This window comes from Phytoactinopolyspora limicola (assembly GCF_011320225.1).
Taxonomy (GTDB): Bacteria; Actinomycetota; Actinomycetes; order Jiangellales; family Jiangellaceae; genus Phytoactinopolyspora; species Phytoactinopolyspora limicola.
Genome location: NZ_JAAOEN010000012.1, coordinates 100,244 through 126,372, shown reverse-complemented (window position 1 = coordinate 126,372; position 26,129 = coordinate 100,244). Strand labels below are relative to the sequence as shown.

The window sequence follows — 26,129 nt, the reverse complement described above, 5'->3', positions numbered from 1 at the left end:
CCCGTGTTCCTTGCCCTCCACCCCGGTGATCGTTGCCGCTTTCTGGTCGCTATAGCAACCGGATTCTGTTTTCGATCACGGGGGAACGGGGGGCGGGTTGCGGGGGAACGGGTTGCGGGGGAACGGGTTGCGGGGGAACGGGTTGCGGGGGAACGGGGGGCGGGTTGCGGGTTGCGGGTTGCGGGTGTGGTGGTGCTCGTCAGGGGGTGGCGCGGCGGTTCAGCCCCGGCGGGAGTTTGGCCGCCGCGGCAGTGTCCAGCAGCCAGAGGGTGCGGTGTCGCCCGCGTGCCCCGGCCGCCGGAATCTGGGTCGAGCCGGCCTCGCCCAGCGCCATCTGGACCGCCGCGGCTTTGTCGTCCCCGGCCACGACGAGCCACACCTCGGCGGCGGCCCGAATGGTCGGCAGGGTGAGGCTGATCCGGGTGGGGGGCGGTTTGGGGGCGCCGTGGACACCCACCACTGCGCGGTCGTCGTGCAGGGCCGGGAACTCGGGGAACAACGACGCGACGTGCCCGTCCGGCCCGACCCCCAGCAGCAGCACGTCGAACTCGGGTACGTCGGCGTCCGCACCATCGGCGGTGGCCGCATGAAGTTCGGTGGCGTACGCCTCCGCCGCCAGCTCCGGGTTGCCGGTGAACTCGCCGCCGTCGGCCGGCATCGGATGTACCCGGGCCGGGTCGAAGGGAAGATGATCCAGCAGGGCCGTACGCGCCTGGGTTTCGTTGCGTTCCGGGTCCCCCGCCGGTAGGAAGCGCTCGTCACCCCACCACACGTCCACCGCCGACCAGTCGACGGCGGAGTGGGCGGGGGAGCGGCGCACCGCGGCCAGCGTCGCGATACCCACCCGGCCACCGGTCAGGACGAGCGACGCCTGGCCGCGGGCAGCCTGCGCATCGGCAAGCCGGGTGATCAGCCGGGCGGACACTGCTTCGGCGAGCACCTCGGCGTCGCGGTGGATCACTACGGAAGAATTCATCGCTTCACCTTGGTCCGGGTGGTTTTGCCGGTTTCCCGCTGGAGCTCCAGGCCGGTGGACAGGACATCGCCGTAGACGTCGTCCGGATCGAGCCGGCGCAACTCCTCGGCGAGGCATTCGCCGGCCGTGCGCCGCGGCAGCGCGACCTTGCGATCCGCCCGGCCCGGCGTGCTCAGCACGGCGACGTCGTCATCCGGCCGTTCGATCATGATGGCACCCGACGAGCGGTCCAAGCGGACGCTGAGCATCCCGTCCACTCCGCTGGCCTTGGTGCGGGTGACCGGGCAGCGCAGGGTCATGGACAACCAGCCGGCGAGCAGCTCGGCACTCGGGTTCTCCGAACCGGCCACCACTCTTGCACTGGTGACCTGCTCGTATGGTGGCTGGTCGAGGGCCGCGGCCAGAAGCGCACGCCACAAGGTGAGCCTCGTCCACGCGAGGTCGGTGTCGCCCGGCCGGTACCCGTCGACGAGGTCCTTCAGTGCGGCGCTGGGCCGTTTGCAGGCGGTGGCGTCGGTGATCCGGCGCTGGGCCAGCGCCCCCACCGGATCGTCGGCGGGCACGGGCGGCGCCTCGGCTGGCCACCACGCCACGATGGGAGCATCGGGCAGCAGCAGCGGGACCACCACCGACACCGGGTGCGCGGTCAGCGGCCCGAAGGTACGCAGCACCACCACCTCACTGGCGCCGGCGTCGCCGCCCACTCGGATCTGCGCGTCGAGCCGGGTGGATCCCCGTGAGGTGCCACGGATAACGGCGACGATCCGGCACGGGTGCTCGTGGCTGGCATGGTTGGCCGAGGCGATAGCGCTCTCGGCATGTTCCTCGTCGATGACGAGCACCAGCGTCAACACCCGGCCGAGTGTCACCGCACCGTGTTGCGTGCGGAGCTCGACGAGGCGTTTGCCGACGTCGGGCGAGGTGGTGGACGGAAGGTCGATGATCACGGCATCCTCCAGCTGCGACCGTCCCGGGCGAGCATCTCGTCGGCCGAGGCCGGCCCCCAGCCACCCGAAGGGTAGGGCTCTGGGGTGCCGTTGGCCGCCCAGAACTCCTCGATCGGGTCGAGGATCTTCCAGGACAACTCGACCTCTTCGTGGCGAGGGAACAGCGGCGGATCACCCAGCAGTACGTCCAGGATGAGCCGCTCGTAGGCCTCCGGGCTCTCCTCGGTGAACGAGTAGCCGTACCCGAAGTCCATAGTGACGTCGCGCACCTCCATGGCGGTACCCGGAACCTTCGAGCCGAACCGGATCGTCACCCCTTCGTCCGGCTGTACCCGGATGACGAGGGCGTTCTGTCCGAGTTCCTCGGTGGCGGTCGACTCGAACGGCAGGTGTGGCGCCCGTTTGAACACGATGGCGACCTCGGTCACCCGCCGGCCAAGGCGTTTGCCGGTGCGTAGATAGAACGGCACACCGGCCCAGCGCCGGGTGTCGATGTCCAACCGGATGGCGGCGAAGGTTTCGGTCGTCGAGTCCGGAGTGATCCCGTCTTCCTCGAGGTACCCGGGCACATGTTCACCGCCGGCCCAGCCGGCCGCGTACTGACCCCGGGCGGTATGCGCGGCCAGATCGGCGGGCAACCGGACCGCGGAGAGCACCTTCTCCTTCTCCGCCCGGAGGTCTCCGGCGTCGAAGGAGACCGGCTCCTCCATCGCCACCAGAGCTAGCAGCTGCAACAGGTGGTTCTGGATGACGTCCCGGGCCGCGCCGATGCCGTCGTAGTAACCGGCCCGGCCGCCGATACCGACGTCTTCGGCCATGGTGATCTGCACGTGGTCGACGTAGTTGGCGTTCCAGATCGGCTCGAACAGCTGGTTGGCGAACCGCAACGCCATGATGTTCTGGACGGTCTCTTTGCCCAGGTAGTGGTCGATCCGGAAGATCGAGTCGGGTGGGAAGATACTCTCCACCACCGCGTTCAGCTGCCGGGCGCTGGTGAGGTCATGCCCGAACGGCTTCTCGATCACCACTCGGCGCCATTGATCCTCGGTCTCCGGCTCGGCTAGCCCGGATCGGGCCAACTGTTTGCACACCACGTCGAAGAACGACGGCGGGATCGACAGGTAGAAGGCGTGGTTGCCACCCGTACCCTGCGCCTCGTCGAGCTCGCGGATGGTCCGTTCGAGCTGGTCGAAGGCGTCGTCGTCGGAGAAGTCACCCGACACGAACCGGAACCCCTCGGACAGCTGTTTCCAGGTGGCCTCGCTGAACGGAGTTCGCGCGTGCTCACGCACCGCGTCGTGAACCTGTTTGCCGAAATCCTGCTGCGCCCAGTCGCGGCGGGCGAAACCCACCAGCGAAAACCCCGGCGGCAGCAGACCGCGGTTGGCGAGGTCATACACCGCGGGCATGAGCTTCTTGCGGGCCAGATCACCAGTGACACCGAAGATGACCAGGCTGGACGGCCCGGCGATCCGCGGCAGCCGTTTGTCGCGCTTGTCGCGTAAAGGGTTGGCCGTCCAGGTCACGCCAGAACCTCGCGCAGCCTGGCGACCCCGGCAGCCCGGTCGGTGAGGTGGAGCCGCAGCACCGGCCGGCCGTGATCAGCCAGCACTTGTGCGTCACCAGCGGCCTGCGCCGTGATCAACTCACCGAACGTAAACGGCCGGTCCGGGATCTCGACGTCATCGACGCTGGCGCCGGTGACCTGCAAGAACACCCCCTGCGGTGGTCCACCCTTGTGATACTGGCCGGTGGAATGCAAAAACCGTGGCCCCCAGCCGAACGTCGTCGGACGCCCGGTGCGGCGCGCCAACGGCACCCGCACCTCCGCGAGTCCGGCGTCCGCTCCTTCGCGGTCCAGATAGGCCATCACCGCGAGGTACCCGCCCTCGGCCAGTTGACTCAGGAGCGCTTCGACCGCTCCGTCGAGCGAACTGACACCATCAAGCAGACCCGCGGATCCACGGACCTCGACGCCGCCGTCGGTGAAAGCGGGCGGCTCCGGTTGCGGCGTAGCGTCCAGCAAGCCACGGGCCGCCACCTTGGCGCTCTCGACGTCGGGCTGGTCGAACGGGTTGATCCCGAGAAGCCGCCCGGCGATCGCCGTGGCGTACTCCCACAGCAAGAACTGCGCACCCAACGGTCCACTGACGACGACGCTGCGCTCCGGCGTACTCGACGGGGAGCCCACCAGCGCGGGCAGCACGTCGGCCGGGGCCTGCGCGATCTCCGGGTCACCCGCGACGGCCGCGACCGGCAACACACCCGTACCCAGCTTGCCCGTCGACTCCGCGATCAGCTGCTCCGCCCAGTCGGCGAAACCCACGATGCCCGAACCGGCGTCGGCGATAGCCACCTTGTCGCGTCCCGCGTCCTTCCCGCCGCCCAGCGCCGCGCCGAGCACCAGCGCCGGATTGCCCAGAGCATCCTGGCGTAAGGCGTTCGCGGCGGCGGCCGCCTCGTCCAGCAACGCCGCGACATCGGCCCCGGCAAGTGCACTCGGCACCAGGCCGAACGCGGTCAACGCGGAGTACCGGCCACCGACCAGGGAGTCAGCCAAGAACAGCCGCCGGTAGCCGGCCTGCTTAGCGTGTTCGGCCAGCGCCGAACCCGGATCGGTGACGGCGACGATACGCGACGCGGCATCGATGCCGGCCGCGGTGAAAGCGGCCTCGAACACCCGGCGTTGGCTGTCGGTCTCGACCGTCGACCCCGACTTGCTGGACACCACCAGGACAGTGCGCTCGATCCGGTCGTCCAGCGCCCGGCGCACGGACGCGGGGTCGGTGGTATCGAGGATGGTGAGCTCGACCCCCGCCGTGGCGGTGATGACCTCCGGGGCCAGCGACGACCCACCCATGCCGGCCAACACGATCCGATCGAGCCCATCAGCGCGCAACTCCGCCTGCAACGCCTCGATCTCGGCGAGCAGCGGACGCGAGGTTTCATGCAGATCGGTCCAGCCCAGCCGGATCGGCGCCTCCGCCTCGGCGTCGGCGCCCCACAAGGTGGCATCTTTCGCCGCGATCCGCGAAGCGATCTTGGCGTCGATCAACTCATCGACGATGCCACCGATGTCCAGACCGTGGGTGACCACCGCGAGCTCGCTCGTCACTTCGTCGCGACCACTCCGCTCGCTCGTCACTTCGCCGCCTCCAGTCCGATGGTCGGCGCTCCGGTCCTCGCTCGCTCCGCGGGCGCTCCTCGTCCCTCGTCGCGACCACTCCGCTCGCTCGTCACTTCGCCGCCTCCAACTTCCCGTTGACCGACTGCAACAAATCATTCCAACTGTCGATGAACTTCTCGACACCTTCGGCTTCGAGGACCTGGGTGGCATCATCCAGGTCGACGCCGGCGGCTTGGATGGCTTCCAGTACACTGCGGGCGTCGTCGTAGTGCGGACGAACCGTGTCGCCAGTGATGACACCGTGATCAGCGGTCGCCTCGAGGGTCGCCTCAGGCATGGTGTTGACCGTGTCGGGCGCCACCAGCTCCGTCACGTAGAGGGTGTCTGGGTACTCCGGATCCTTCGTCGACGTCGACGCCCACAGCGGACGCTGCCGGGCTGCCCCGGCGGACTCGAGGCGCCGCCACCGATCGGCCGCCACCACCTCTTCGTAGGCCGCATACGCGAGTCGGGCGTTGGCCACCGCGGCCTTTCCCTTCAGCTGCTGCGCATCGTCGGAGCCGATCGCGGCCAGTCGTTTGTCGATCTCCGAGTCGACCCGGCTGATGAAGAACGACGCCACCGACGCGATGCCATCCAGCGACTCACCCGCCGCCAGCCGCTGTTCGAGGCCAGCCTGGTAGGCGTCCATCACCGCGCGGTAGCGCTCGATCGAGAAGATCAGGGTCACGTTGACGCTGATGCCGGCCGCGATCGTGGCCGTGATGGCCGGCAAGCCAGCCTCGGTGGCCGGGATCTTGATGAAGACGTTGGGTCGGTCGACGATGTCCCACAGCTCACGGGCTTGCGCGACGGTGCCCTCGGTGTCGTGAGCCAGCCGGGGATCCACCTCGATGGAGACCCGACCATCCTGGCCGCCGGTGCGGGTGGCGACGGGCGCCAGAACGTCGGCGGCGGTGCGGACGTCGTCGGTGGTCAGCTGCCGGACGGTGGCGTCGGCATCGGCGCCGGCGGCGGCTTGCTCGCGGAGGTCGTCGTCGTACAGGCTGCTCTTGCTGATGGCGGCCTGGAAGATGGACGGATTGGTGGTCACGCCGACGACGTCGCGCTCGTCGATCAGCCACTGGAGGTTGCCGGTGGTGAGCCGGTCTCGCGAGAGATCGTCCAGCCAAACGGCGACGCCGGCGGCGGAGAGCTGGGCCAGGGGGGCCGGTGTGGTGTCTGTCATGGTGGTCAGCTCCGTTGCTGGTTCAGAGGTAGGTCTACAGGGCGGCGATGGAGCCCTTGGCGGCGGCGACGACCGCGTCGGCGGTCAACCCGAACTCGCGGTACAGCGTCTTGTAGTCGGCCGACGCACCAAAGTGTTCGAGGCTCACCGCACGGCCGGCGTCGCCGAGGAAACGATGCCAGCTCATGGCCACTCCGGCCTCGACCGATACCCGGGCGCGGACAGCCGACGGCAGCACCGACTCCTTGTACTCGTCGCTTTGCTCGTCGAACCATTCGTGCGACGGGAACGAGACGACACGGGTAGCGATCCCCTCGGCCTGCAACTGTTCGCGTGCCTCGACCGCGAGCTGAAGCTCCGAACCGGTCGCCATGATCAGCACCGCTGGGGTACCACCCTCGGCCTCGGCGAACACGTAGGCCCCGCGCGCGACACCCTCAGCCGAGCCGTAGACCGAACGGTCGAAGATCGGCACCCCCTGTCGGGTGAGCGCGAGCCCGGCGGGCCGGTGGCTGCGTTCCATGATGGTCCGCCACGCCACGGCCGTCTCGTTCGCGTCGGCCGGGCGTACCACGTCGAAACCGGGCATGGCGCGCAACGCCGACAGGTGCTCCACCGGCTGGTGGGTGGGGCCGTCCTCGCCGAGCCCGATGGAGTCGTGGGTCCAGACGAACGTCGTCGGGATCTGCTGCAACGCCGCCAACCGGACCGCCGCCCGCTGGTAGTCGCTGAACACCAGGAAGGTGGCCGCGTAGGGGCGAGTCAGCCCGTTGAGGGCGATCCCGTTGGAGACCAGGCCGGCGGCGAATTCGCGTACCCCGAAGTGCAACGTGCGCCCGTACGGGTGCCCGGGGAACATCTGGCTGGAACGTTTCTCCGGCAGGAAGCTCGGCTCACCGGTGATGGTCGTGTTGTTCGAGCCGGCGAGGTCGGCCGAACCTCCCCACAGCTCGGGCAGCACCGGGGCGATCGCGTTGATGACCTTCCCTGAGGCGGCCCGGGTGGCCATGCCCTTCGCGTCGGCCGCGAACTCCGGAACGGCGTCGGCCCATCCGTCAGGCAGCTCACGTTTGCTCAGCCGGTCCAACAGTTCGGCGCGCTCCGGGTTGGCCGATCGCCATGCGGAATACCGCTCCTCCCATGCGGCCCGGAGAGCCTTGCCCCGGTCGATCGCCTGCCGGGTGTGCGCCAGGACGTCGTCGGCCACGTCGAAGCTCTTGCTTGGGTCGGCGCCCAAGATCTGCTTCGTGGCCGCGACCTCGTCCGCGCCGAGCGCCGAGCCGTGGATGGCTCCGGTGTTCTGCTTGTTCGGCGCCGGCCAGCCGATGATCGTGCGCACCGCGATGAACGAGGGCCGGTCGGTGACCGCCTTCGCCGCCTCGAGCGCGTCGAGAATCGCCTGGGGGTCTTCCCGGTACTCGCCGGTGACCGTGAAGTCGACCACCTGGGTGTGCCAGCCGTAAGCCTCGTAGCGGGCGACGGTGTCTTCGGTGAAGGCGATGCTGGTGTCGTCCTCGATGGAGATCTTGTTGTCATCCCACAGCACCACCAGGTTGCCGAGCTCCTGGGTGCCGGCCAGGGAGCTGGCCTCGCTGGAGACCCCCTCCTGGAGGTCGCCGTCAGAGGCGATGACGTAGACATGGTGATCGAAGACGCTCTCACCCGGCGCGGCGTCGGGATCCAACAGGCCACGCACCCGCCGGGCGGCGAAAGCCATACCCACGGCGGTGCCGAACCCCGACCCGAGCGGCCCCGTGGTGACCTCCACGCCATCGGTGTGGCCGTACTCGGGGTGGCCCGGCGTGTTCGAGCCCCAGGTGCGGAACGACTTGAGGTCGTCGAGAGTGACGTTGTAGCCGGCGAGGTACAGCTGAATGTACTGGGTGAGGCTGCTGTGTCCGGCCGACAACACGAAGCGGTCGCGGCCCAGCCACGCCGGATCGGACGGGTCGTGGCGCAGGACCCGTTGGTACAACGTGTACGCGACCGGCGCGAGGCTCATGGCCGTCCCCGGATGGCCGTGCCCGGCCTTCTCCACCGCGTCCATCGCGAGCAGCCTGACTGTGTCCACGGCGTGGCCGTCGACGTCGGACCACGGGGGACTAGCGTCATGGGCAATGGTGGTGTTCACTATGGGGTTGCCCCTTTCGATCAGGTTTCGACCAGACGGTTGGAAGGCTGGCGCCCGGTGCCGGCGTGCGTCTCGACGTCGAGCCTAGTGCTCCACGTAGCGGATTCTCGACAGAGGTCGCAGGTGTCGGTCACCACACCTTCCCCGGTCGCTCGGTCTGTATCGGCCTCCCGGTAGACTCAACCGAGCAACTACGGCGGATGTTTCGCCCGCCGTATGTATCCCTGACCACAGTTGAGGATGATCGTGACGGCCGTCGAGCAACGCGTAGACTCTGCGCGCGCCGTGCATCGGCCGTTGACCTGGCAGGACACTGCCCGAGCCTATGTGTCGTTGATGAAGCTCCGGGTGGTTGAGCTGCTGCTCATCACCACGGTGCCGGCCATGGTGTTGGCCGAGCGTGGGCTACCACCACTCGGGCTCGTAGCGGTCACCTTGCTGGGTGGCACCCTCGCCGCCGGCAGCGCACACGCCTTCAACCAGGTGCTCGAACGCGACATCGACGCCGTCATGCACCGGACCCGCCGCCGTCCGGTCGCCGTGGCCGCGATCTCACCTCAAGCCGGTTTCGCGTTCGCCTCCGTCTTGCTGGCCCTGGCCGTCACGATGATGGTGGTCTGGGTTAACCCGCTCGCCGCGGGGCTGACCGCAGCGGCCAACCTGTTCTACGTCCTCGTCTACACCGTCCTGCTCAAGCGCCGCACGACGCAGAACATCGTCTGGGGCGGGGTGGCCGGCTGCCTGCCCACCCTGATCGGCTGGTCGGCCGTGACCGGCAGCCTCGACTGGCCGCCTGTGTTGCTGTTCCTGATCGTGTTCTTCTGGACGCCACCGCATTACTGGCCATTGGCCATGCGTTACCGCGAAGACTACGAGCGGGCCGGGGTGCCGATGCTGCCCGTCGTGGCGCCGGCGCGGACGGTGGCGTTGCAGATTCTCGCGTACTCCTGGGCCATGGTAGTTACGTCGTTGCTGCTGTGGCCGGTGGCTAGTCTGAGCTGGCTCTACGGCGTCGGGGCGGTGCTGGCCGCCGGGTGGTTCCTGGTCGAGGCGCACCGGCTGCACCTGCTGGCTCGCCGTGACGACACCCTGGCCGGACTCAAAGCCATGCGGGTGTTTCACGGCTCCATCACCTACCTGACGGTGGTGTTCGTCGCCGTGATGGCCGACGTGTTGATCTTCGGCTGACGCTACCGTTCCGGTAGGCGGTTGGCTTCTTTGTGGCTGCTGCCCGTGGGCCGGAGTTTGTGCACGGAGTGGAGTTGGTGCAACGACGGAGCGGCGAAGGTGTTGCTCTGGCGACCCCGATGTCACTCCGATCACGCACTAGCTCCCCTCCGTGCGCTAACTCCACCTGGGCAACAACAAGCCTCCTTGTGGCGCATCCCGGCTCGCCACAAGCCTCCTTATGGTCGCCTGGGCGACAACAAGCCTCCTTGTGCCGACGTGAAGGGTGCAGTAAGGCGCCTTGTGGTGGCCACGGCCGGTCCGTCTGGGCGGGCGGCCATCGGCCAACCCCCTTGCGCTGACAACTGCGGTGGTTCGGCCGCGGCTGACCACAAGCTTCCTCATGGTGACGGGCAGGGCGAGGGGCGTTGGGCGCGCGCAGCTAGGTCGAGGAGCCTTCGGCGATCCGCTGGGTGGCCGAGCGTACCGCCAGGGAGGACATGATGATGACGATCCCGGTGAACAGCAGGTAGAGGGCGATCAACACACTGATCACCTCGACGGCTTCGTTGGATCTGACCAGGAGAACGAACCCGAAGACGGCCGTGAGTAGGCCGATCGACAGCGTCCACTCCCGGCCGGGCTCAGCACCCCGCCGGAGTGCGCCAACCACCTCGATGATCCCGGCCACGAGCGCCCACACACCGACCAACCGCAGCAGCACGAGCCCGGTAGCGTCGGGCCAGGCAGCCACCACTACACCAGCGACGATGCTCAGCGCGCCGGCCGTCACCCACACGATCCACACCCCGGTGCCGTCGCCGCGGCGTTGTAATCCGTCGATGAGGAGCAGGACACCCTGAACCGCGACGACGATAGCGAACAGCCAGATCAGCCAGGTGAGGGTGGACGTCGGCTCGAAGAGAAGGAGCACACCAACCGCCACGTAGACAGCGCCGCGGAGCAGGCTGAAGGCGAAGAACCGCCGCAGCAGACCGACGGCGGAGCCTGACGCGGAGGTGTGGTCAGCCGGCCGGCCGGTGGTGTCGCCGGCGTTGATTGGATTGTCAGCGGACATGTCGACCACCTCGTCGATCTCACCGGTTCGCGGATTCGGTGACCTCTGACCGTCGATTATGCCGGTTCGACGCCGCCGTCTGGAGGTTTTTCGGGATCGGGAACCCAGGACCGGCCCGGTGCGTGGCAGTCGCACTCCGCTCGTGAATGATCGACACTTGAACGGGCCTGACGACGGGTAAGGACGACGAGAACGGTGGGCAGACGTGACAAGAGTAGTGGTCATCGGATCCGGCATCGCCGGGGCTAGTGTTGCGTATCACCTGGCGAAAGCTGGCTCGGACGTCGTGGTGGTGGATGATGCCCGGCCCGGTCAGGCCACGGCGGCCGGGGCCGGGATCATCACCCCGGTCGGCATCCAGCCGGTCAGCGCGGCCAAGAGCGAGTTGATGTTCGCCGCCGTCGCTCACTACGTGCGGCTCGTCGAGCAGTTCGTGGAGGGTGGGCTGGCGGAACATTCGTACGCCGCCACCGGCGAGCTGATCGCCGCCCGTGACAACGACGAGCTACGCCGGCTGGCCGAAGTGACGGACCGGGCGGGGTCGCTGATCCGTGAACATGGCACGGCCGGGGTCGGCTCACCGGAACTGCTCGACCATTCTGAGCTGCGTCGTCGGTTCCCACTCTTGTCGACCGCACTCGGCGCGGTGTGGTTGCCGGAGGTCGCGCGGGTAGATGGACGGGTTGTCCGGGACCACCTGGTGACTCTGGGACGGCGCGGCGGCGCCCGTTTCGTCGAGTCCACGGGTGAACTGGTCGTTGTCGATTCACGGGTGACCGGTGTGCGTTGCGCAGCCGGACTCTTCGAGGCCGACCACGTGGTGGTGGCGGCGGGGGCGTGGTCGAGTGCGTTGGCCGGTGCCACGGGGTTCGACCCGCAGGTCTACCCTCAGCGGGGCCAGATCGTGCACCTGCGGCTGCCCGGCGGAGGATCCGACCTTCCCGTGGTCAGCGTTTTCGGAGGTATCTACCTGCTCTCGTTCCCGGGCGATCGAATCGTGATCGGTGCCACCCGCGAGGACCACAGCGGTTATGCGGCCAGCGTCACCGCCGGTGGCGTCGACATGCTCTTGCGCAAGGCGTTCGGGGTGGTGCCGCGGCTATCCGAGGCGGAATGGCTGGAGGTCAGGGTCGGGCTGCGGCCGGCCAGCCGCGACGGCGAGCCGCTCGTTGGGCCCGCACCAGGGGTCGAAGGCTTGTGGTTGGCCACCGGGTTCGGGCCGCAGGGGTTGACGCTGGCGCCGTATTCCGGCTGGCTGCTGGCCCGGGCGATCCTCGGCGAGTCCGTCGAGTTTCCCGTACCCATGGCGGCTACCCGGCTGGCCGCACCGGTTCGTTCGTGAACGACCGTTACCTGCCACCGATTCCTTGTGCTGTGTGTCGCCGTCATAACCAGGGGACCACTGGGCCGCGACACACTAGAGGGAGAACCAAGGCGTGGAGACGATCATGGCTGACGACGTTCGCAACAACACCGAGCCAGTCGGAGGGGAGGTGGCTCTGGTCGCGGCCGCACAGGCGGGCGACGAAGCCGCGTTCACCACCCTGGTCGAGCGGTACCGGCGCGAACTCCATGTGCACTGTTACCGGATGCTGGCGTCGTACGACGATGCCGAGGACGTCGTGCAGGAGACGTTCCTACGCGCCTGGAAGCGGCGGCGAAGCTACGCCGGCCGGTCCACCTTCCGCGCGTGGTTATACCGGATCGCTACCAACGCGTGCCTAGACATCCTGACCGCCCGGTCCCGTCGGCCGCGGCGATTCCAGGGACCGCCGCTGGCCGGGGCGCCCGTGGCGGAACCACCGGTGCACGTACCCTGGCTTCAGCCGTACCCGGATCGGCTGCTCGACGTGAGGGCCCCCAGCAACGTGGAGCCCGACGTGGTAGCCGTCGAACGAGAGACGGTCGAGCTGGCCTTTCTCGTCGCCATTCAACAACTGCCACCCCGGCAGCGGGCCGCGCTGATCATCCGCGACGTGCTGGGGTGGTCTGCTGCGGAGACAGCGGCGCTGCTGGACACCAGCGTCGCCTCGGTCAAGAGCGCGCTACAGCGGGCTCGGGCGACGATGCGCGAGCATCTGCCGAAGAGCCGCGACGACTGGTCTACCTCCTCGGCGTTGACTCCTGAAGAGGACGCACTGGTAGCGCGGTATGTCCAGGCGCACGAGCGGGCCGACCTGGACCTACTAGCGTCGTTGCTCGCGGACGATGTCGTGCAGACCATGCCGCCGTATCCGGCGTGGATTGTCGGCCGCGACGCCCTGGTCTCGTTCTCCCGGGACGTTTTCACGCCAGGAACGCCGGGCCATCTCGGGGGTTGGCGGTCGGTTGTGACCTCCGCGAACTGCCAACCGGCCGTCGCGCACTACGTCGAACGCCCGGTGGCTGCTGAGACGCGTGACCTGCCGGGGGCCCATCGGGCGCAGGTGATCGACGTGTTGCGGATCGAGGGCGGAGCCGTGGCGGCGATCACTTCGTTCGAGCCGCACCGCTTCAGGCTCTTCGGGTTGCCGCTCGTCCTCGAAGATCCGGCCGGCCCGGCCCCGTCCGCCGAGTAACTACGGCGGACCGATTCCTTTCGCGGCCGGCTGGCGTCAGACAGATACCAACCGGCTAGTAGAGGAGGACGTCATGGCAACCGAACACAGCACCAGCAAGACCGGACCCGACGCTGAGCTGCGTGCGTTGGACCGGCTGGTGGGCACGTGGCGGGTGTCCGGCGAGGCGCAGGGAGAGATCAGCTTCTCCTGGCTCGATGGAGGCTATTTTCTCGTGCAGGACGTCGATATCGCGCAGCCGAAGGTGGGGGTTCACGTCAAAGGAATCGAGGTGATCGGCCGGATCAAACCGTTCGGGGCTGAGGAACCGGAGGCGGAGATCCGCTCCAGGTTCTACAGCAACACCGGCGACACCCTCGACTACGTGTACGAACTCAGCGGTGACACCCTCACCATCTGGGGAGGGGAGAAGGGCTCTCCGGCGTACTTCCGGGGTGAGTTCAGCGCCGACGGCTCAACGCTGGCCGGCGGCTGGGTGTGGCCAGGTGGAGGGTACACGTCGACGGCGACCCGAGTGGTGGTCGACTGACAAGCAGCATGTGCGACGATGTGCGCCGTGGATGACCAGGAGTCCAACGCGGCAGACCCGCGGACCAACCTGCGGCGCGAGTCGGGCGGCGCCTGGGTGTGGCCTACCGGTTGGCGGCGAACGGATCGTCGGGCCCGCGCCTACGCGGCCGCCGGCCACGCCGGGGTCCGCGTGGTCGACGTCGACATCGACGCGTATCGCGAGCCGGGGCTGCTGTTGCCGATGCACCCGACGCCGCGCTGGCGGGGTATCGGGTTCCTGGCCCTGGGAGCGGTGTTCATCGCGCTGGCCGTCGTCATCGGCATAGTGGCGGTGGTGGACGGGCTCTGGGCGGGGATTGTGGGCCTGCTCGTTCTTGGCGGTGTCGGTGCCGTGTTCGTTCTCGGCGGTCTGGCCACGTTGAAACAGCGGCGGGACGCCGTGCCGGGGTTGCGGCTCACGCCGTCGAGGGTGGTGTTCGACGCTGGCCTGGATCGGCTGGGGGTGCCGTGGGATGAGATCACGGAGCTGCGTACCTACACCATCAGGTATGGGATAAACCCACTGATGCCCCGGCCGTGGCAGAACTGGTTCAGCGTCGACGTGCGTGACGTGGCGGCGGTGCTGCGGCCGTCCGAGTCCGCCGGGGCGGCGCGGACGGCCCGCCGGTTGCGCGGGTCGACCGCGTTCGCCGTGCCGGATCGTCGACTGGCGCTCGACCCGGTGGTTGCTTATCAGGTGCTGCGGTATTACCTCGACCATCCGGCCGACCGCACCGAACTCGGTACACCCACGTCCGTCGCCCGGGTGGCCGAAGGACGGCTGTTCGACTAGCGGCGGAACTCTAACGCAGCGGGTCGTCGATGTCGTCGGGCCGATCGATGACCTCCCGGCGAGTCCGGCGCCTCGACGCGCTGAGAATCATGGTCAAGATGACGCCGAGCGCACCGACGCCCGTGAGGATCCAGCCGATGACGCTGAGATCGAAGTCGGCGAGTTGATCGCGCACGCCCAGGGACAAGATCAGGCCGACCGCAATGAGGAAAATGCCGAGGCCGAGTCCCATGTCGATGCCTCCGTCCTGTCGGATGTCACACGTTCCGCCGGCGACGGAACCTGTGATCACCTACTACCCAGGCGCGCTGGCCTGAAACTGTCAGGCCGGGGAGTGTGAGGCGTTGGCTGGCCGCCAGCGGGTCGAGTACCAGACGTCGACGGCGGCGAACACCATCGCGGCGGCGCCGGCGAGGTGCAGGCCGACCAGCAGTTCAGGGAGTTCGAGCCGGTACTGCACGGCGCCGATGAGTCCCTGCGCGAAGAGCACGGCCAGCAGCACGGCTGCTGCTCGGGCGGTTCGGCCCGGCGCTCCGGCGACGCGGGCCGCCGCGTACAGTCCGATGGCCAGACCAAGGACGATCGCCGCGGCATGGGCGTGGAAGCCGGTGACGAGGCCGAGGTCGAATCCGGTGCGTGGGGCGTCGGGGTCACCCGCGTGTGGGCCGCTGGCGGTGACGATAGTGCCCATGTAGACGGCTACGGCCGTTGCCCCGAGTGTGATGAGCGCTAGCCGCTCCAGCCAGGGAATCCCGATCCGCTCCGGCACGTACAGCGCGGGCCGTTGCGCCCGCCGGACCAGCACGGTGGCGACACCCACGAGCACTGCCGAGACCAGGAAGTGGAACATCACCACCCATGGGTTGAGGCCGGTCCAGACGGTGATCCCGCCGATGACGGCTTGGGCGGGGATGACGCAGAGCAGGAAGATCGACGGGACGAGCAGGTCGCGCCGGGGCCGGCCGGAGGAGAGCGTGCGGACCACGGCCAGGAGCATGGCGAGGGCGACGAAGCCGAGGACGAATGTGAGCAGTCGGTTGCCGAATTCGACGACCCCGTGGATCCCCATTTCCTGGGTGGCGGTCCACGATTCGTCGGTGCACCGCGGCCACTCCGGGCAGCCAAGGCCGGAGTCGGTGAGGCGTACCGCGCCGCCGGTGACGATGATGCCAGCCTGGGTGATCAGCGAGGCGTAGGCCAGCTTGCGCAGTGTGGGTTCGGACACGAGCGGCAGCCGGCCAAAGCCGCGAGCACGGCTGGATGGCGGCGCCGACCGGTTCTGCGTCGTCGTCACCGTGTCATGGTACGTCCCACCCCGATGATCATTGGCACTTGACTACCGGATCCGGTAGTCAAGTGCCAATGATCATCGGGTTAGTCCCAGCGGAACCAGCGGGCGGCTGCGGCGAAACCCGCGACGGCCCAGGCGGCCAGGACGCCCACCCGGTCCCACGGCAAGGCGGCGCCGTCGGCGAGGACGGTACGTAGACCATCGGCGAGTGCACCGGCCGGGGTAGCCGCCAGCACCGGCTGCAGAGTGTCGGGGAACTGGTCGAGTGGGATGACGATGCCACCCAAGACCAGGAGCAGGAGGTAGACGAGGTTGGCCGCAGCCAGTGTGACCTCCGCGCGCAGCGTGCCCGCCATCAGCAGGCCGAGGGCGGCGAAAGCGAAGGTGCCGGCGATGATGATCACGACGGCCGCCACCGCCGACCCACTGGGCCGCCACCCCAGCGCCACCCCCAACCCGCCGACCAGCACCACCTGCACCATCTCGACAGCCAGCACGGTCAACGCCTTGGCCAGCAAGAGCGCCCAGCGGGGCAGTGGCGACACGGCCAACCGGCGCAGCACTCCGTAGCGGCGTTCGTATCCGGTAGCGATGGCCAGTGAGGTGAAGGCCGTGGACATCACCGCCAGGGCAAGGATCCCGGGCACGAGGAAGTCGATGCGCTCATAACCACCGGTGTCGAAGACGTCGATGCCGGCGAACAGGGCCAGCAACACCACCGGGATGATGGCGGTCAGCAGCAACTGCTCACCATTGCGCAGGAGCAGCCGGACCTCGAAGGCCACCTGTGCGACCAGCATGTGTGGCAGCGGGGCGGCGCCCGGCGCGGGACGGTAGCCGGTCGGAGACGAAGCGGAGGACTGGTCGCCGGTCGGGGACGAAGCGGGGGGCTGATCGCGGGTCATGACGTGACCGGCTTCCGCCCGGTGACGTCGATGAAGACGTCTTCGAGTGAACCACGGCCCACGGTCAGCCCGTCCGGCATGACGTCGTAGGTGGCGCACCACGAGGTGATGGTGGCCAGCAGCTGTGGATCGACGGTAGCTGTGACGCGGTAGCGGCCAGGTGCGGTCTCTTCCACCCGGGCGTCGGAGGGCAACGCCGTGCGCAGACCGGTGAGATCCATCCGGGGTGGACCAGTGAACTGGACGGTGGAATCCTGCCCCGCGGTGAGCTCCGTCGGGCTGCCCGCGGCGACCAGCCGCCCGTCGTCGACGATCGCCACCTGATCGGACAGCCGTTCGGCCTCGTCGATCAGGTGGGTGGTGAGCACGATCGTGACACCGTCGGCGCGTAGCTCCTCCAGGAGTGCCCAGATCGAACGGCGCATGTGTGGATCGACCCCCGCGGTGGGTTCGTCGAGGAACACCAGCTCCGGGCGGCCAACCAGCGCGGCGGCGAGCGCGACCCGCTGGCGTTGGCCACCGGACAGCCGCCGGATCGGGGTCCGGCCGGTTTCGTGCAAATCGAGCCGGTCGGCTAGGACGTCGGGGTCGAGCGGGTGCGCGTGCAGCTGAGCCAGGTGGGCGATCAGCTCGACGGGCCGGGCGCCGGGGTAGAGCCCGGCGCCCTCCTGGAGCATGACGCCGATGCGGGGCCGCAGCCGGCCGCCGTCGCGCCGGGGATCCAACCCGAGCACCCGCACCGTGCCGGCGTCGGGGATACGCAGGCCCTCGCAGCACTCCACCGCGGTGGTTTTGCCGGCGCCGTTCGGCCCGAGTACCGAGGTGATGGCGCCCGCGGTGATGGTGAGGGTGAGCCCGTCGACGGCGGTGGCCGGCCCGTAACGTTTGACCAGGTCGTGGATCTCGACGGCGGGGGAGGAGCTCACGCCAGTGAGTCTGACATGTGAGCACGAGCGGCGGCAGTGCGGGTCAAAGCTGGGTGGCGGGTCGGCCGTACTGGTCCCAGAGTTCGTGCGGTACGTGTTCGAGGACGCGGCTCATCGCGTCGAGGCGGGGGATGACGTCGGTGGGGTCGAGGCGGCCCTTGCGGTAGGAAATCATGACGTCGCCGTCGAACCGCCACGCCCACACCTCGCCCCGCATCATCAGGTCCACCAAGGCTGGATTGAGGATGCGGCGGCCGAACTCCGGTACGTCGCAGGTCACCTTGAACCGGCCGTCGAAGTCTGGGTCGCCGATGTCCAGGCGATTGAAGCCGAAGGCCTTCGCCACCCGGCCGCCGAGGATTCCCTCCGCACCCAGCGAGATGGACGGCACCGAGGCCGGCAGATAGATGACCCAGGTGGAGTAGTAATGGGTGGTGGTGCTGGTGGTCTGCCCAGTGCTGGTGGTTGTGGTGTACGAGTACTCGAAGGCGACGAAGTCCCGCCCGTCGTGGGTGCCGGTCAGCACGTTGCGGGCCCGAGCCCGGCGCTTATGGCCGCGGAATGGCGGACCGTCCCATCTCGAGGCGTAGGAGTCGTCCCGATCGGTCCATTGCCAGCCGTGGGCGTTGGCGGCGTTCTGCAGAGCCTCTCGCCGTTTTGTTTCGTTGTGATGGTGAATGGCAAAGATCGCCAGTCCGATCACCAAGCTCCCGACGATAACTAGGGCGACAATGCTCTCCATGTGGGCAGTGTTTCAGGTGGTGCTACACCGGGACTACATTCGCGAGGGTCGCGCGGATTCGGCGATTTAGCCCGGCATCCCGGGGTCTAGCGGTCCGAATACGGGGTGAAGCACCCGTGCGGTCGGCGTGTCGGGCAACGCTGGCGCACGATGAGCTGTCGTTGTACGCCAGCGTTGCGCCGAAACGGACATACGGCGGCGAAAGCGCGACGCTAACGCACGACGTGCACTGGTAGTGCGCCAGCGTCGCGCCATACAACGGACGCTCGGCCAAGTTCGACGCGGAACGACGGCGGAACGGTACAGGTCGACGTCGTAACGTCGGGGAACGGTGCGGAACGGTGCGAGTCGACGTCGTAACGTCGGGGAACGGTACAGATCGACACCGGGATGTCGACGATCAGATGTGCCAACGCACTGGCAGGCGCCGATACTGCATCTGATCATTGCGCGTCCACATCTCGGGACGCGATCAGATGTACACCTCGGTGCCGCCACCTGCCACAACGCGTCGTCGCCCGCACCTGATCACCCCGGTGAAAGCGATCAGGTGTCAAAACGGAGATCAGGTGCACAACAGGGGAGGGTGGGCGCTCAACCCGGCCGGTGCGCATGGGGGCGGTCGGTCGCTATTCGTGGATAAGTTAAGTGAGGCTGGCCTGCGTGACTGACGCCACTGGATGGGGAAGGCCGACAGATTTGTGTCGGGCTCGGAAAAAGAGCACGATGGTGTTGTGAAAAACATTCGTACGGCGTTAGCGACCGCGGAGCCTAGCCCCGTGGCCGCGGAGTCGCACGAACGTACCCGGGAACGGGTAGCGCGGGCCATTCTCGAGAACGGCCCATCGACGGCCGTGGCCCTGGGGGAGCAGCTCGGGCTCACTCCGGCCGCGGTGCGCCGGCACCTGGACGCTCTGCTGGCTGACGGCATGATCGAGGGCCGGCAGGAACGTGTCTATGGGCAGCGTGGACGGGGCCGGCCGGCCAAGGTGTTCGTGCTGACCGACGCTGGCCGGGACGAATTCGAGCAGGCGTATGACGACCTCGCGGTTCACGCCCTGCGTTTTCTGGCCGACACCGGAGGTGAAGGGCTGGTCGCCGAGTTCGCCCGGCATCGGGTGGCCGATCTGGAGTCCCGGTATCGTCCGCTGATCGACGCTGCCCGGCCGGAGGAGCGCACCGCCGTGCTGGCCGCGGCGCTCAGTGCCGACGGATACGCGGCGTCCGCCGCGGAGTCGCCGGTCACCGACGGTGAGCAGCTATGCCAGCACCACTGCCCGGTGGCACACGTCGCCGAGCAGTTCCCGCAGCTGTGTGAGGCCGAAACCGAGGTCTTCGCCCGGCTGCTCAATACCCATGTTCAGCGCATCGCCACGATCGCTCACGGCGACGGCGTCTGCACCACGCACGTACCTCGCGGCATCGAAGTCACGGGGCAGCATACGGAAGACCCTGCGGAGAGGATCTCTTGATATGACCACCACCGCTCACCCAGAGCTGGAGGGCCTCGGCCGGTATGAGTACGGCTGGGCCGACTCGGACGCCGCCGGAGCGATCGCGAAGCGCGGTCTGAGTGAGGACGTCGTCCGGGAGATTTCCGCTCTGAAGAACGAACCACAGTGGATGCTGGATATCCGGCTCAAGGCGCTGCGGCTGTTCGAGAAGAAGCCGATGCCCACCTGGGGTGCCGATCTCTCCACCATCGACTTCGACAACATCAAGTACTTCGTCCGGTCGACGGAGAAGCAGGCCGAGTCGTGGGAGGATCTCCCGGCCGACATCAAGAACACCTACGACAAGCTCGGCATCCCGGAGGCGGAAAAGCAGCGTCTGGTGTCCGGTGTGGCGGCGCAGTACGAGTCCGAGGTCGTGTACCACCAGATCCAGGAAGACCTGGAGAAGCAGGGTGTCATCTTCCTCGACACCGACACCGCGCTGCGCGAGCACCCGGAGCTGTTCAAGGAGTACTTCGCCTCGGTCATCCCGGCCGGCGACAACAAGTTCTCGGCGCTGAACACGGCCGTCTGGTCCGGCGGGAGCTTCATCTACGTGCCGAAAGGTGTGCACGTGGAGATCCCGCTCCAGGCCTACTTCCGGATCAACACCGAGAACATGGGCCAGTTCGAGCGCACGCTGATCATCGTCGACGAAGACGCCTACGTGCACTACGTCGAGGGCTGTACCGCGCCGATCTACTCGTCGGACTCGCTGCACAGCGCCGTCGTCGAGATCGTCGTCAAGAAGGGCGCCCGGGCTCGCTACACCACCATCCAGAACTGGTCCAACAACGTGTACAACCTCGTGACCAAGCGGGCCACCGCCGCCGAGGGCGCCACCATGGAGTGGGTCGATGGCAACATCGGCTCCAAGATCACCATGAAGTACCCGGCCATCTACCTGATGGGGGAGCACGCCAAGGGTGAGACGTTGTCGCTGGCGTTCGCCGGCGAGGGCCAGCATCAAGACTCCGGCGCCAAGATGGTGCACCTGGCGCCGCACACCTCCAGCTCCATCGTCTCCAAGTCGGTGGCGCGGGGCGGCGGGCGCACGTCGTACCGGGGGCTGGTCCAGGTCATGCCGCGCGCCACCTCCAGCGCCAGCACGGTGCTGTGTGACGCGCTGCTGGTCGACACCGTGTCCCGGTCGGACACGTATCCCTACGTCGACATCCGCAACGACGACGTCTCGATGGGGCACGAGGCCACCGTCTCGAAGGTCAGCGAGGACCAGCTGTTCTACCTGATGAGCCGGGGTGTGCCCGAAGACGAGGCGATGGCCATGATCGTGCGGGGCTTCATCGAGCCGATCGCCCGCGAGCTGCCCATGGAGTACGCACTCGAGCTCAACCGGCTGATCGAGCTGCAGATGGAAGGCGCCGTCGGCTGACGGCCCTCCGAGTCCCACCGCAGATTCCGCCCGGCCGGTCCATCCGGCCCTGGCTGACGAGTAGAACCTGAGGAGCAGATGAGCACCGCCACCGAGACGCCGGCCCAGCATGGCCTCACCGCCCACTCACACGGCGCCGGCACCGAGAGCGCACCGGGCGCGCTCGACCGTTTCGCGTCGTTCGACGTCGCCGCGCACCCGGTCCCGCGTGGCCGGGAGGAGGCGTGGCGGTTCACCCCGATGAGTCGCCTACGTGGTCTGCACGACGACGCGCCGCTGGACGGCGGTGACTACACCGTGGACGTCGACGTCGACCCGCGGGTCACCGCCACCACGGTGGGCGCCGACGACTCCCGGAAGGGTACGTCGACGTACGTCCCGATCGATCGGCCCAGCGCACGGGCATGGCGGTCGGCGGAGAAGGTGTTCGCCGTCGACATCCCGCGCGACACCGTCATCGAGAAGCCGGCGATCATCAAACTGACCGGCACCTCGGCGGAGCGTGGCGCGGCTGGTCATCTCGTGGTGACCGCGGGCCGGCACAGCAAGTCGGTGGTCGTCGTCGAGTACGACGGTTCGGCGGCCCTCGTCGAGAACGTCGAGATCGTCGTCGAAGATGGCGCGGAGTTGACGTTCGTGGCGTTGCAGGACTGGGCCGACGATGCCGTCCACCTGTCTCACCACCACGTACACGTTGGCCGCGACGCCACGGTCAAGCACGCGGTGATCACCTTCGGCGGTGATCTCGTGCGCAACGGCACCACCGTGAACTACGCCGGGCCCGGGGGCGACGCCACCCTGCTCGGGTTGTACTACGTCGATGCCGGTCAGTACGTCGAGAACCGGCTCGTCGTCGATCACAACACCCCCAACGCCACCAGCGACGTCGAGTACAAGGGTGCATTGCAGGGCAAGAAGGCCCATGCGGTGTGGGTCGGCGACGTGCTGATCCGCAAGGAAGCCGTCGGCATCAACACGTATGAGCTCAACCGCAATCTGGTGCTGACCGATGGCGCCCGCGCCGACTCGGTGCCCAACCTGGAGATCGAGACCGGCGACATCGAGGGTGCCGGGCACGCCAGCGCCACCGGCCGCTTCGACGACGAGCAGCTGTTCTACCTGCAAGCTCGGGGGATCCCGGCGGACCTGGCCCGCAAACTCGTCGTTCGCGGGTTCTTCGCGTCGCTGATCAACCGGATCGGCGTGCCGGATCTCAAAGAACGCCTGATGACGACGGTCGAGCGTGAACTAGCCGTTGTCGAGGAGCTCGCCGCCGATTCGTCGGCCAGCTGACGGACCACCACCACATCATTTTCGAAACGAGGCACGAGTTACCGATGAGCACTCTCGAGATCCACGACCTGCACGTCTCGGTCGAGACCGAGACCGGTCCGAAGGAGATCCTGCACGGCGTCAACCTCACCGTCCGCGCCGGCGAGATCCACGCGATCATGGGACCGAACGGATCCGGGAAGTCCACCTTGGCGTACGCGCTGGCCGGGCACCCGAAGTACACCGTCACCTCCGGCACCGTGAAGCTGGACGACGAAGACGTGCTGGAGATGTCCGTCGACGAGCGGGCGCGGGCCGGACTGTTCCTGGCCATGCAGTACCCGGTCGAGGTGCCGGGTGTGTCGGTGTCCAACTTCCTGCGCACCGCGAAGACCGCCATCGACGGTGAGGCGCCGAAGCTGCGCACCTGGGTGAAAGACGTCAAGGGTGCGATGGACGAGCTGCGGATCGACTCAGACTTCGCCGAGCGGGACCTGAACACCGGCTTCTCCGGTGGTGAGAAGAAGCGGCACGAGATCCTGCAGCTGGAGCTGTTGAAGCCGAGTTTCGCCATTCTCGACGAAACCGACTCCGGGCTGGACATCGACGCGCTGCGGATCGTGTCCGACGGCGTCAACCGGTTCACCGCCGGCGGCGACAAAGGTGTGCTGCTGATCACCCACTACACCCGGATCCTGCGCTACATCAAGCCGGACTTCGTGCACGTGTTCGTCGCCGGCACGATCGCCGAGGAGGGCGGCCCGGAGCTGGCCGACAAGCTCGAGGAGCAGGGGTACGTGGACTACGTCGGCGCCAGCGCCTGATATCCAGCTCACCTAGGGGAGGTAGTCGTGGCGCACCGGATGGCCAGTCCGCTGGACGTGGATCGGATCCGCAAGGACTTCCCGATCTTGGAGCGGCGCCTGGCTGGGGACCGGCAGCTGGTGTACCTGGACTCGGCCAACACCTCGCAGAAGCCGCGGGCGGTGATCGATGCCGTCACCGAGCATTACGAGCGGCACAACGCGAACGTCGCCCGGGCGGTGCACCAGCTCGGTGAGGAGGCTACGGCGGCCTACGAGGACACCCGCGACAAGGTCGCGGGGTTGATCTCGGCGCCGAGCCGAGATGAGATCATCTTCCTCAAGAACGCCTCCGAGGCGCTCAACCTCGTGGCGAACACGCTGGCGAGCGGGCTGGCGGAAGATCCACGCTACCGGCTCGGTCCGGGGGATGAGATCGTCATCACCGAGATGGAGCACCACTCCAACATCGTGCCGTGGCAGCTGGTCGCCCGGCGCACCGGAGCCACGCTGCGCTGGTTCGGGCTCACCGACGACGGGCGACTCGACCTCACCGATCTCGACGAGCTGATCAACACCCGCACCAAGATCGTTTCTATGGTGTATCAGTCGAACATTCTCGGGACGGTGAACCCCGTCGAGCGGATCGCCGCTCGGGCTCGCGACGTCGGCGCGCTGGTCCTGGTCGATGCCGCGCAGGCGGTGCCGCACATGCCGGTCGACGTGACCGCGTTGGCCGAGCATGGTGTCGACCTGCTGGCGTTCACCGGCCACAAGATGTGTGCCCCCACCGGGGTCGGCGTCTTGTGGGGCCGCAGCGAGGTGCTGAACTCGCTGCCGCCGTTCCTCGGTGGTGGGGAAATGATCGAGACCGTCGCGATGGAAGGGTCGACGTTCGCGCCCATCCCGCACAAGTTCGAGGCGGGAACCCCGCCGATCGCGCAGGTCGTGGGGCTTGGTGCCGCGGTGGACTACTTGACCGGACTCGGCCTCGGCGCCATCCACGAACATGAACAGGTCCTCACCGCCTACGCGCTGGACCGGTTGGCCGGCGTCGACGGCGTCACGGTGATCGGGCCGGCCGAGCCGGTAGACCGCGGCGGCACCGTGTCCTTCACCGTCGACGGTATCCACCCCCACGACGTCGGGCAGGTACTCGACGAGCACGGGATCGCCGTGCGGGTGGGGCACCACTGCGCGCGCCCGGTGTGTGTCCGGTATGGAATACCTGCGACCACCCGAGCGTCGTTCTACCTGTACACCACTACCGCTGAGATCGACGCGCTGGTGGACGGCATCGACGAGGTGAAGAGGTTCTTCGGGTGAGCGAGTCCCTGTACCAGGAGATCATCCTGGATCACTACAAGAACCCGCGTGGGCGCGGGTTGCGGGAGCCGTTCGACGCAGAAGCCCACCACGTCAACCCCACCTGTGGCGACGAGATCACGGTGCGGGTCCGGCTGGACGGCGACACCCTCGCCGACGTCTCCTACGACGGCCAAGGCTGCTCCATCAGCCAGGCGGCGGCCAGTGTGCTGCACGAGCTGCTGACCGGTCACACCCTGACCGACTCGGCTGTCGCCGGAACCGCGTTCACCGAGATGATGCAGGGTAAAGGCAAAGTCGAGGGGGACGAGGACATCCTGGGTGATGGCATAGCGTTCACTGGAGTTGCCCGGTACCCCGCCCGGGTCAAGTGTGCGTTGCTCTCGTGGATGGCGTTGAAAGACGCGGTGCACAGGGCGTCGACCGAGAAGGTCGGCTGACATGAGCGTGAGGGAGAATGAATGATATGACGACGACCGTTGACCTCGAAGACCTGAAAGAGGCGTTGCGCGACGTCGTTGACCCGGAGCTGGGTATCAACGTCGTCGACCTTGGCCTGATATACGGCGTGTCCGTCGACGACGACGGCGTGGCCACCGTCGACATGACCCTCACCAGTGCGGCCTGTCCGCTGACCGACGTCATCGAAGAGCAGGCGAAGTCCGTCACCGACGGTCTGGTGACCGACCTGCGGATCAATTGGGTGTGGATGCCGCCGTGGGGGCCGGACAAGATCACCGACGATGGCAAAGAACAGCTGCGTGCCCTGGGCTTCAACGTATGAACACGGTTGTCTTCGACCTGGGTGGTGTACTGGTCGACTGGGATCCGCGGTATCTGTATCGGCAGTTGCTGCCGACCGATGACGAGGTCGAACGGTTCCTGGCCGAGGTCACCACGCCCGAGTGGAACGCCGAGCAGGATCGTGGCCGGTCGTGGGACGCCGCCGTCAAGCTTCTCAGTGCTGAGTTTCCCGATCACGCCGAGCTGATCGCCGCCTATCACCACCGCTGGGACGAGATGATCGGCGGGCCGGTCGCGGAGACGGTGGACGTGCTGGCCGATCTGCGGAACACGGGTGCTGAGCTGTATGCGTTGACCAACTGGTCGGCGGAGAAGTTCCCTATCGCGCGGGAGCGGTTCCACTGGCTGTCCTGGTTTCAGGGCATCGTCGTTTCCGGCGAGGAACAGCTGGTCAAACCGGATCCGCGGATCTTCCACCTGTTGACCGACCGGTACGGAGTGCAGCTGTCGTCGGCGGTGTATATCGACGACAACCCGCCCAACGTCGAGGCGGCTGAACAACTCGGGATGACCGCCGTCCATTTCACCTCGGCGGCCAAACTGCGGGTTGACCTCAATAGCGCCGGCCTACTGCTCAACCTGCCGTGATCGTTGCCGCTTTCGGGCCGCTATAGCGACCC

General features: G+C 67.6%; 25 protein-coding genes. 13 read left to right on the top strand and 12 right to left on the bottom strand.

Annotated features, from left to right (window positions below; genetic code table 11):
- Window positions 1–199 precede the first annotated feature (199 nt).
- The 6 genes from pgl to tkt all read right to left on the bottom strand — a co-directional run bounded on the left by pgl (window position 200) and on the right by tkt (window position 8,409).
- Complete coding sequence (gene pgl, locus G8760_RS22720) at window positions 200–976, bottom strand: 6-phosphogluconolactonase (RefSeq protein WP_166355114.1); 777 nt, start codon at window positions 974–976, stop codon at window positions 200–202.
- Complete coding sequence (opcA, locus tag G8760_RS22715; RefSeq protein ID WP_166355113.1) at window positions 973–1,923, bottom strand: glucose-6-phosphate dehydrogenase assembly protein OpcA; 951 nt, start codon at window positions 1,921–1,923, stop codon at window positions 973–975. Before opcA ends, pgl begins: the two co-directional genes overlap by 4 nt.
- Window positions 1,920–3,449 carry a glucose-6-phosphate dehydrogenase gene (gene zwf / locus G8760_RS22710; RefSeq protein WP_166355112.1) on the bottom strand — a complete coding sequence of 510 codons (1,530 nt, stop codon included), beginning with the start codon at window positions 3,447–3,449 and terminating at the stop codon, window positions 1,920–1,922. The genes opcA and zwf overlap by 4 nt, the downstream gene beginning before the upstream one ends.
- Window positions 3,446–5,038: a glucose-6-phosphate isomerase gene (locus tag G8760_RS22705; protein ID WP_425502374.1), complete on the bottom strand. Its 1,593-nt coding sequence runs from the start codon at window positions 5,036–5,038 to the stop codon at window positions 3,446–3,448. The genes zwf and G8760_RS22705 overlap by 4 nt, the downstream gene beginning before the upstream one ends.
- Window positions 5,039–5,159: 121 nt before the next feature.
- Entirely contained in the window at window positions 5,160–6,278 is a 1,119-nt protein-coding gene (gene tal / locus G8760_RS22700; RefSeq protein WP_166355110.1) for a transaldolase, read from the bottom strand.
- Window positions 6,279–6,312: 34 nt separating this feature from the next.
- Window positions 6,313–8,409, bottom strand: coding sequence for a transketolase (gene tkt / locus G8760_RS22695; protein ID WP_246222655.1), 2,097 nt, complete (start codon window positions 8,407–8,409; stop codon window positions 6,313–6,315).
- Window positions 8,410–8,649: 240 nt separating this feature from the next.
- Between tkt and G8760_RS22690 the strand changes: the two genes are divergently transcribed.
- A complete protein-coding gene (locus tag G8760_RS22690) occupies window positions 8,650–9,597 on the top strand; it encodes a heme o synthase (protein ID WP_166355109.1) in 948 nt (315 codons plus the stop codon).
- A 421-nt stretch (window positions 9,598–10,018) separates the two neighbouring features.
- On the opposite strand, the gene G8760_RS22685 is transcribed toward G8760_RS22690, so the two are convergent.
- A complete protein-coding gene (locus G8760_RS22685; RefSeq protein ID WP_166355108.1) occupies window positions 10,019–10,654 on the bottom strand; it encodes an HdeD family acid-resistance protein in 636 nt (211 codons plus the stop codon).
- 205 nt (window positions 10,655–10,859) lie between these two features.
- Between G8760_RS22685 and G8760_RS22680 the strand changes: the two genes are divergently transcribed.
- The 4 genes from G8760_RS22680 to G8760_RS22665 all read left to right on the top strand — a co-directional run bounded on the left by G8760_RS22680 (window position 10,860) and on the right by G8760_RS22665 (window position 14,554).
- Window positions 10,860–11,996 carry an NAD(P)/FAD-dependent oxidoreductase gene (locus G8760_RS22680; RefSeq protein ID WP_166355107.1) on the top strand — a complete coding sequence of 379 codons (1,137 nt, stop codon included), beginning with the start codon at window positions 10,860–10,862 and terminating at the stop codon, window positions 11,994–11,996.
- Between the two features lie 106 nt (window positions 11,997–12,102).
- A complete protein-coding gene (locus G8760_RS22675) occupies window positions 12,103–13,212 on the top strand; it encodes an RNA polymerase subunit sigma-70 (RefSeq protein ID WP_166355106.1) in 1,110 nt (369 codons plus the stop codon).
- Between the two features lie 73 nt (window positions 13,213–13,285).
- On the top strand, window positions 13,286–13,741 hold the full coding sequence (locus G8760_RS22670) for a hypothetical protein (protein WP_166355105.1): 456 nt from the start codon (window positions 13,286–13,288) through the stop codon (window positions 13,739–13,741).
- Between the two features lie 27 nt (window positions 13,742–13,768).
- Window positions 13,769–14,554 carry a hypothetical protein gene (locus G8760_RS22665; protein ID WP_166355104.1) on the top strand — a complete coding sequence of 262 codons (786 nt, stop codon included), beginning with the start codon at window positions 13,769–13,771 and terminating at the stop codon, window positions 14,552–14,554.
- Between the two features lie 10 nt (window positions 14,555–14,564).
- Here G8760_RS22665 and G8760_RS22660 read toward each other — a convergent pair whose 3' ends face one another.
- The 5 genes from G8760_RS22660 to G8760_RS22640 all read right to left on the bottom strand — a co-directional run bounded on the left by G8760_RS22660 (window position 14,565) and on the right by G8760_RS22640 (window position 18,418).
- Window positions 14,565–14,786 carry a DUF6458 family protein gene (locus G8760_RS22660; RefSeq protein WP_166355103.1) on the bottom strand — a complete coding sequence of 74 codons (222 nt, stop codon included), beginning with the start codon at window positions 14,784–14,786 and terminating at the stop codon, window positions 14,565–14,567.
- 90 nt (window positions 14,787–14,876) lie between these two features.
- The gene (locus G8760_RS22655) at window positions 14,877–15,788 is read right to left on the bottom strand and encodes a COX15/CtaA family protein (RefSeq protein ID WP_166355148.1); all 912 of its coding nucleotides are present in this window, start codon (window positions 15,786–15,788) and stop codon (window positions 14,877–14,879) included.
- 140 nt (window positions 15,789–15,928) lie between these two features.
- Entirely contained in the window at window positions 15,929–16,645 is a 717-nt protein-coding gene (locus G8760_RS22650) for an ABC transporter permease (protein ID WP_211198997.1), read from the bottom strand.
- 101 nt (window positions 16,646–16,746) lie between these two features.
- A complete protein-coding gene (locus G8760_RS22645; RefSeq protein WP_166355101.1) occupies window positions 16,747–17,676 on the bottom strand; it encodes an ABC transporter ATP-binding protein in 930 nt (309 codons plus the stop codon).
- Between the two features lie 43 nt (window positions 17,677–17,719).
- Window positions 17,720–18,418 (bottom strand): DUF3137 domain-containing protein, encoded by a 699-nt coding sequence (locus tag G8760_RS22640; RefSeq protein WP_166355100.1) that lies wholly within the window; start codon window positions 18,416–18,418, stop codon window positions 17,720–17,722.
- A gap of 680 nt (window positions 18,419–19,098) precedes the next feature.
- On the opposite strand from G8760_RS22640, the gene G8760_RS22635 reads away from it, so the two are divergent.
- From G8760_RS22635 to G8760_RS22600, 8 genes are all read left to right on the top strand, one after another.
- The gene (locus G8760_RS22635) at window positions 19,099–19,890 is read left to right on the top strand and encodes a helix-turn-helix transcriptional regulator (protein ID WP_166355099.1); all 792 of its coding nucleotides are present in this window, start codon (window positions 19,099–19,101) and stop codon (window positions 19,888–19,890) included.
- Complete coding sequence (sufB, locus tag G8760_RS22630; RefSeq protein WP_425502371.1) at window positions 19,775–21,304, top strand: Fe-S cluster assembly protein SufB; 1,530 nt, start codon at window positions 19,775–19,777, stop codon at window positions 21,302–21,304. The genes G8760_RS22635 and sufB overlap by 116 nt, the downstream gene beginning before the upstream one ends.
- A 78-nt stretch (window positions 21,305–21,382) precedes the next feature.
- Window positions 21,383–22,597 (top strand): Fe-S cluster assembly protein SufD, encoded by a 1,215-nt coding sequence (gene sufD / locus G8760_RS22625; RefSeq protein ID WP_166355097.1) that lies wholly within the window; start codon window positions 21,383–21,385, stop codon window positions 22,595–22,597.
- 44 nt (window positions 22,598–22,641) lie between these two features.
- On the top strand, window positions 22,642–23,400 hold the full coding sequence (sufC, locus tag G8760_RS22620; protein ID WP_166355096.1) for a Fe-S cluster assembly ATPase SufC: 759 nt from the start codon (window positions 22,642–22,644) through the stop codon (window positions 23,398–23,400).
- 39 nt (window positions 23,401–23,439) lie between these two features.
- Window positions 23,440–24,705: a SufS family cysteine desulfurase gene (locus G8760_RS22615; RefSeq protein WP_166355147.1), complete on the top strand. Its 1,266-nt coding sequence runs from the start codon at window positions 23,440–23,442 to the stop codon at window positions 24,703–24,705.
- A complete protein-coding gene (gene sufU, locus G8760_RS22610) occupies window positions 24,702–25,145 on the top strand; it encodes a Fe-S cluster assembly sulfur transfer protein SufU (RefSeq protein ID WP_211198995.1) in 444 nt (147 codons plus the stop codon). Before G8760_RS22615 ends, sufU begins: the two co-directional genes overlap by 4 nt.
- Before the next feature lie 17 nt (window positions 25,146–25,162).
- Window positions 25,163–25,489, top strand: a complete 327-nt coding sequence (locus G8760_RS22605; protein WP_207782617.1) for a metal-sulfur cluster assembly factor — start codon at window positions 25,163–25,165, stop codon at window positions 25,487–25,489.
- Window positions 25,486–26,097 carry an HAD family hydrolase gene (locus tag G8760_RS22600; RefSeq protein WP_166355094.1) on the top strand — a complete coding sequence of 204 codons (612 nt, stop codon included), beginning with the start codon at window positions 25,486–25,488 and terminating at the stop codon, window positions 26,095–26,097. Before G8760_RS22605 ends, G8760_RS22600 begins: the two co-directional genes overlap by 4 nt.
- The last annotated feature ends 32 nt before the right edge of the window (window positions 26,098–26,129 follow it).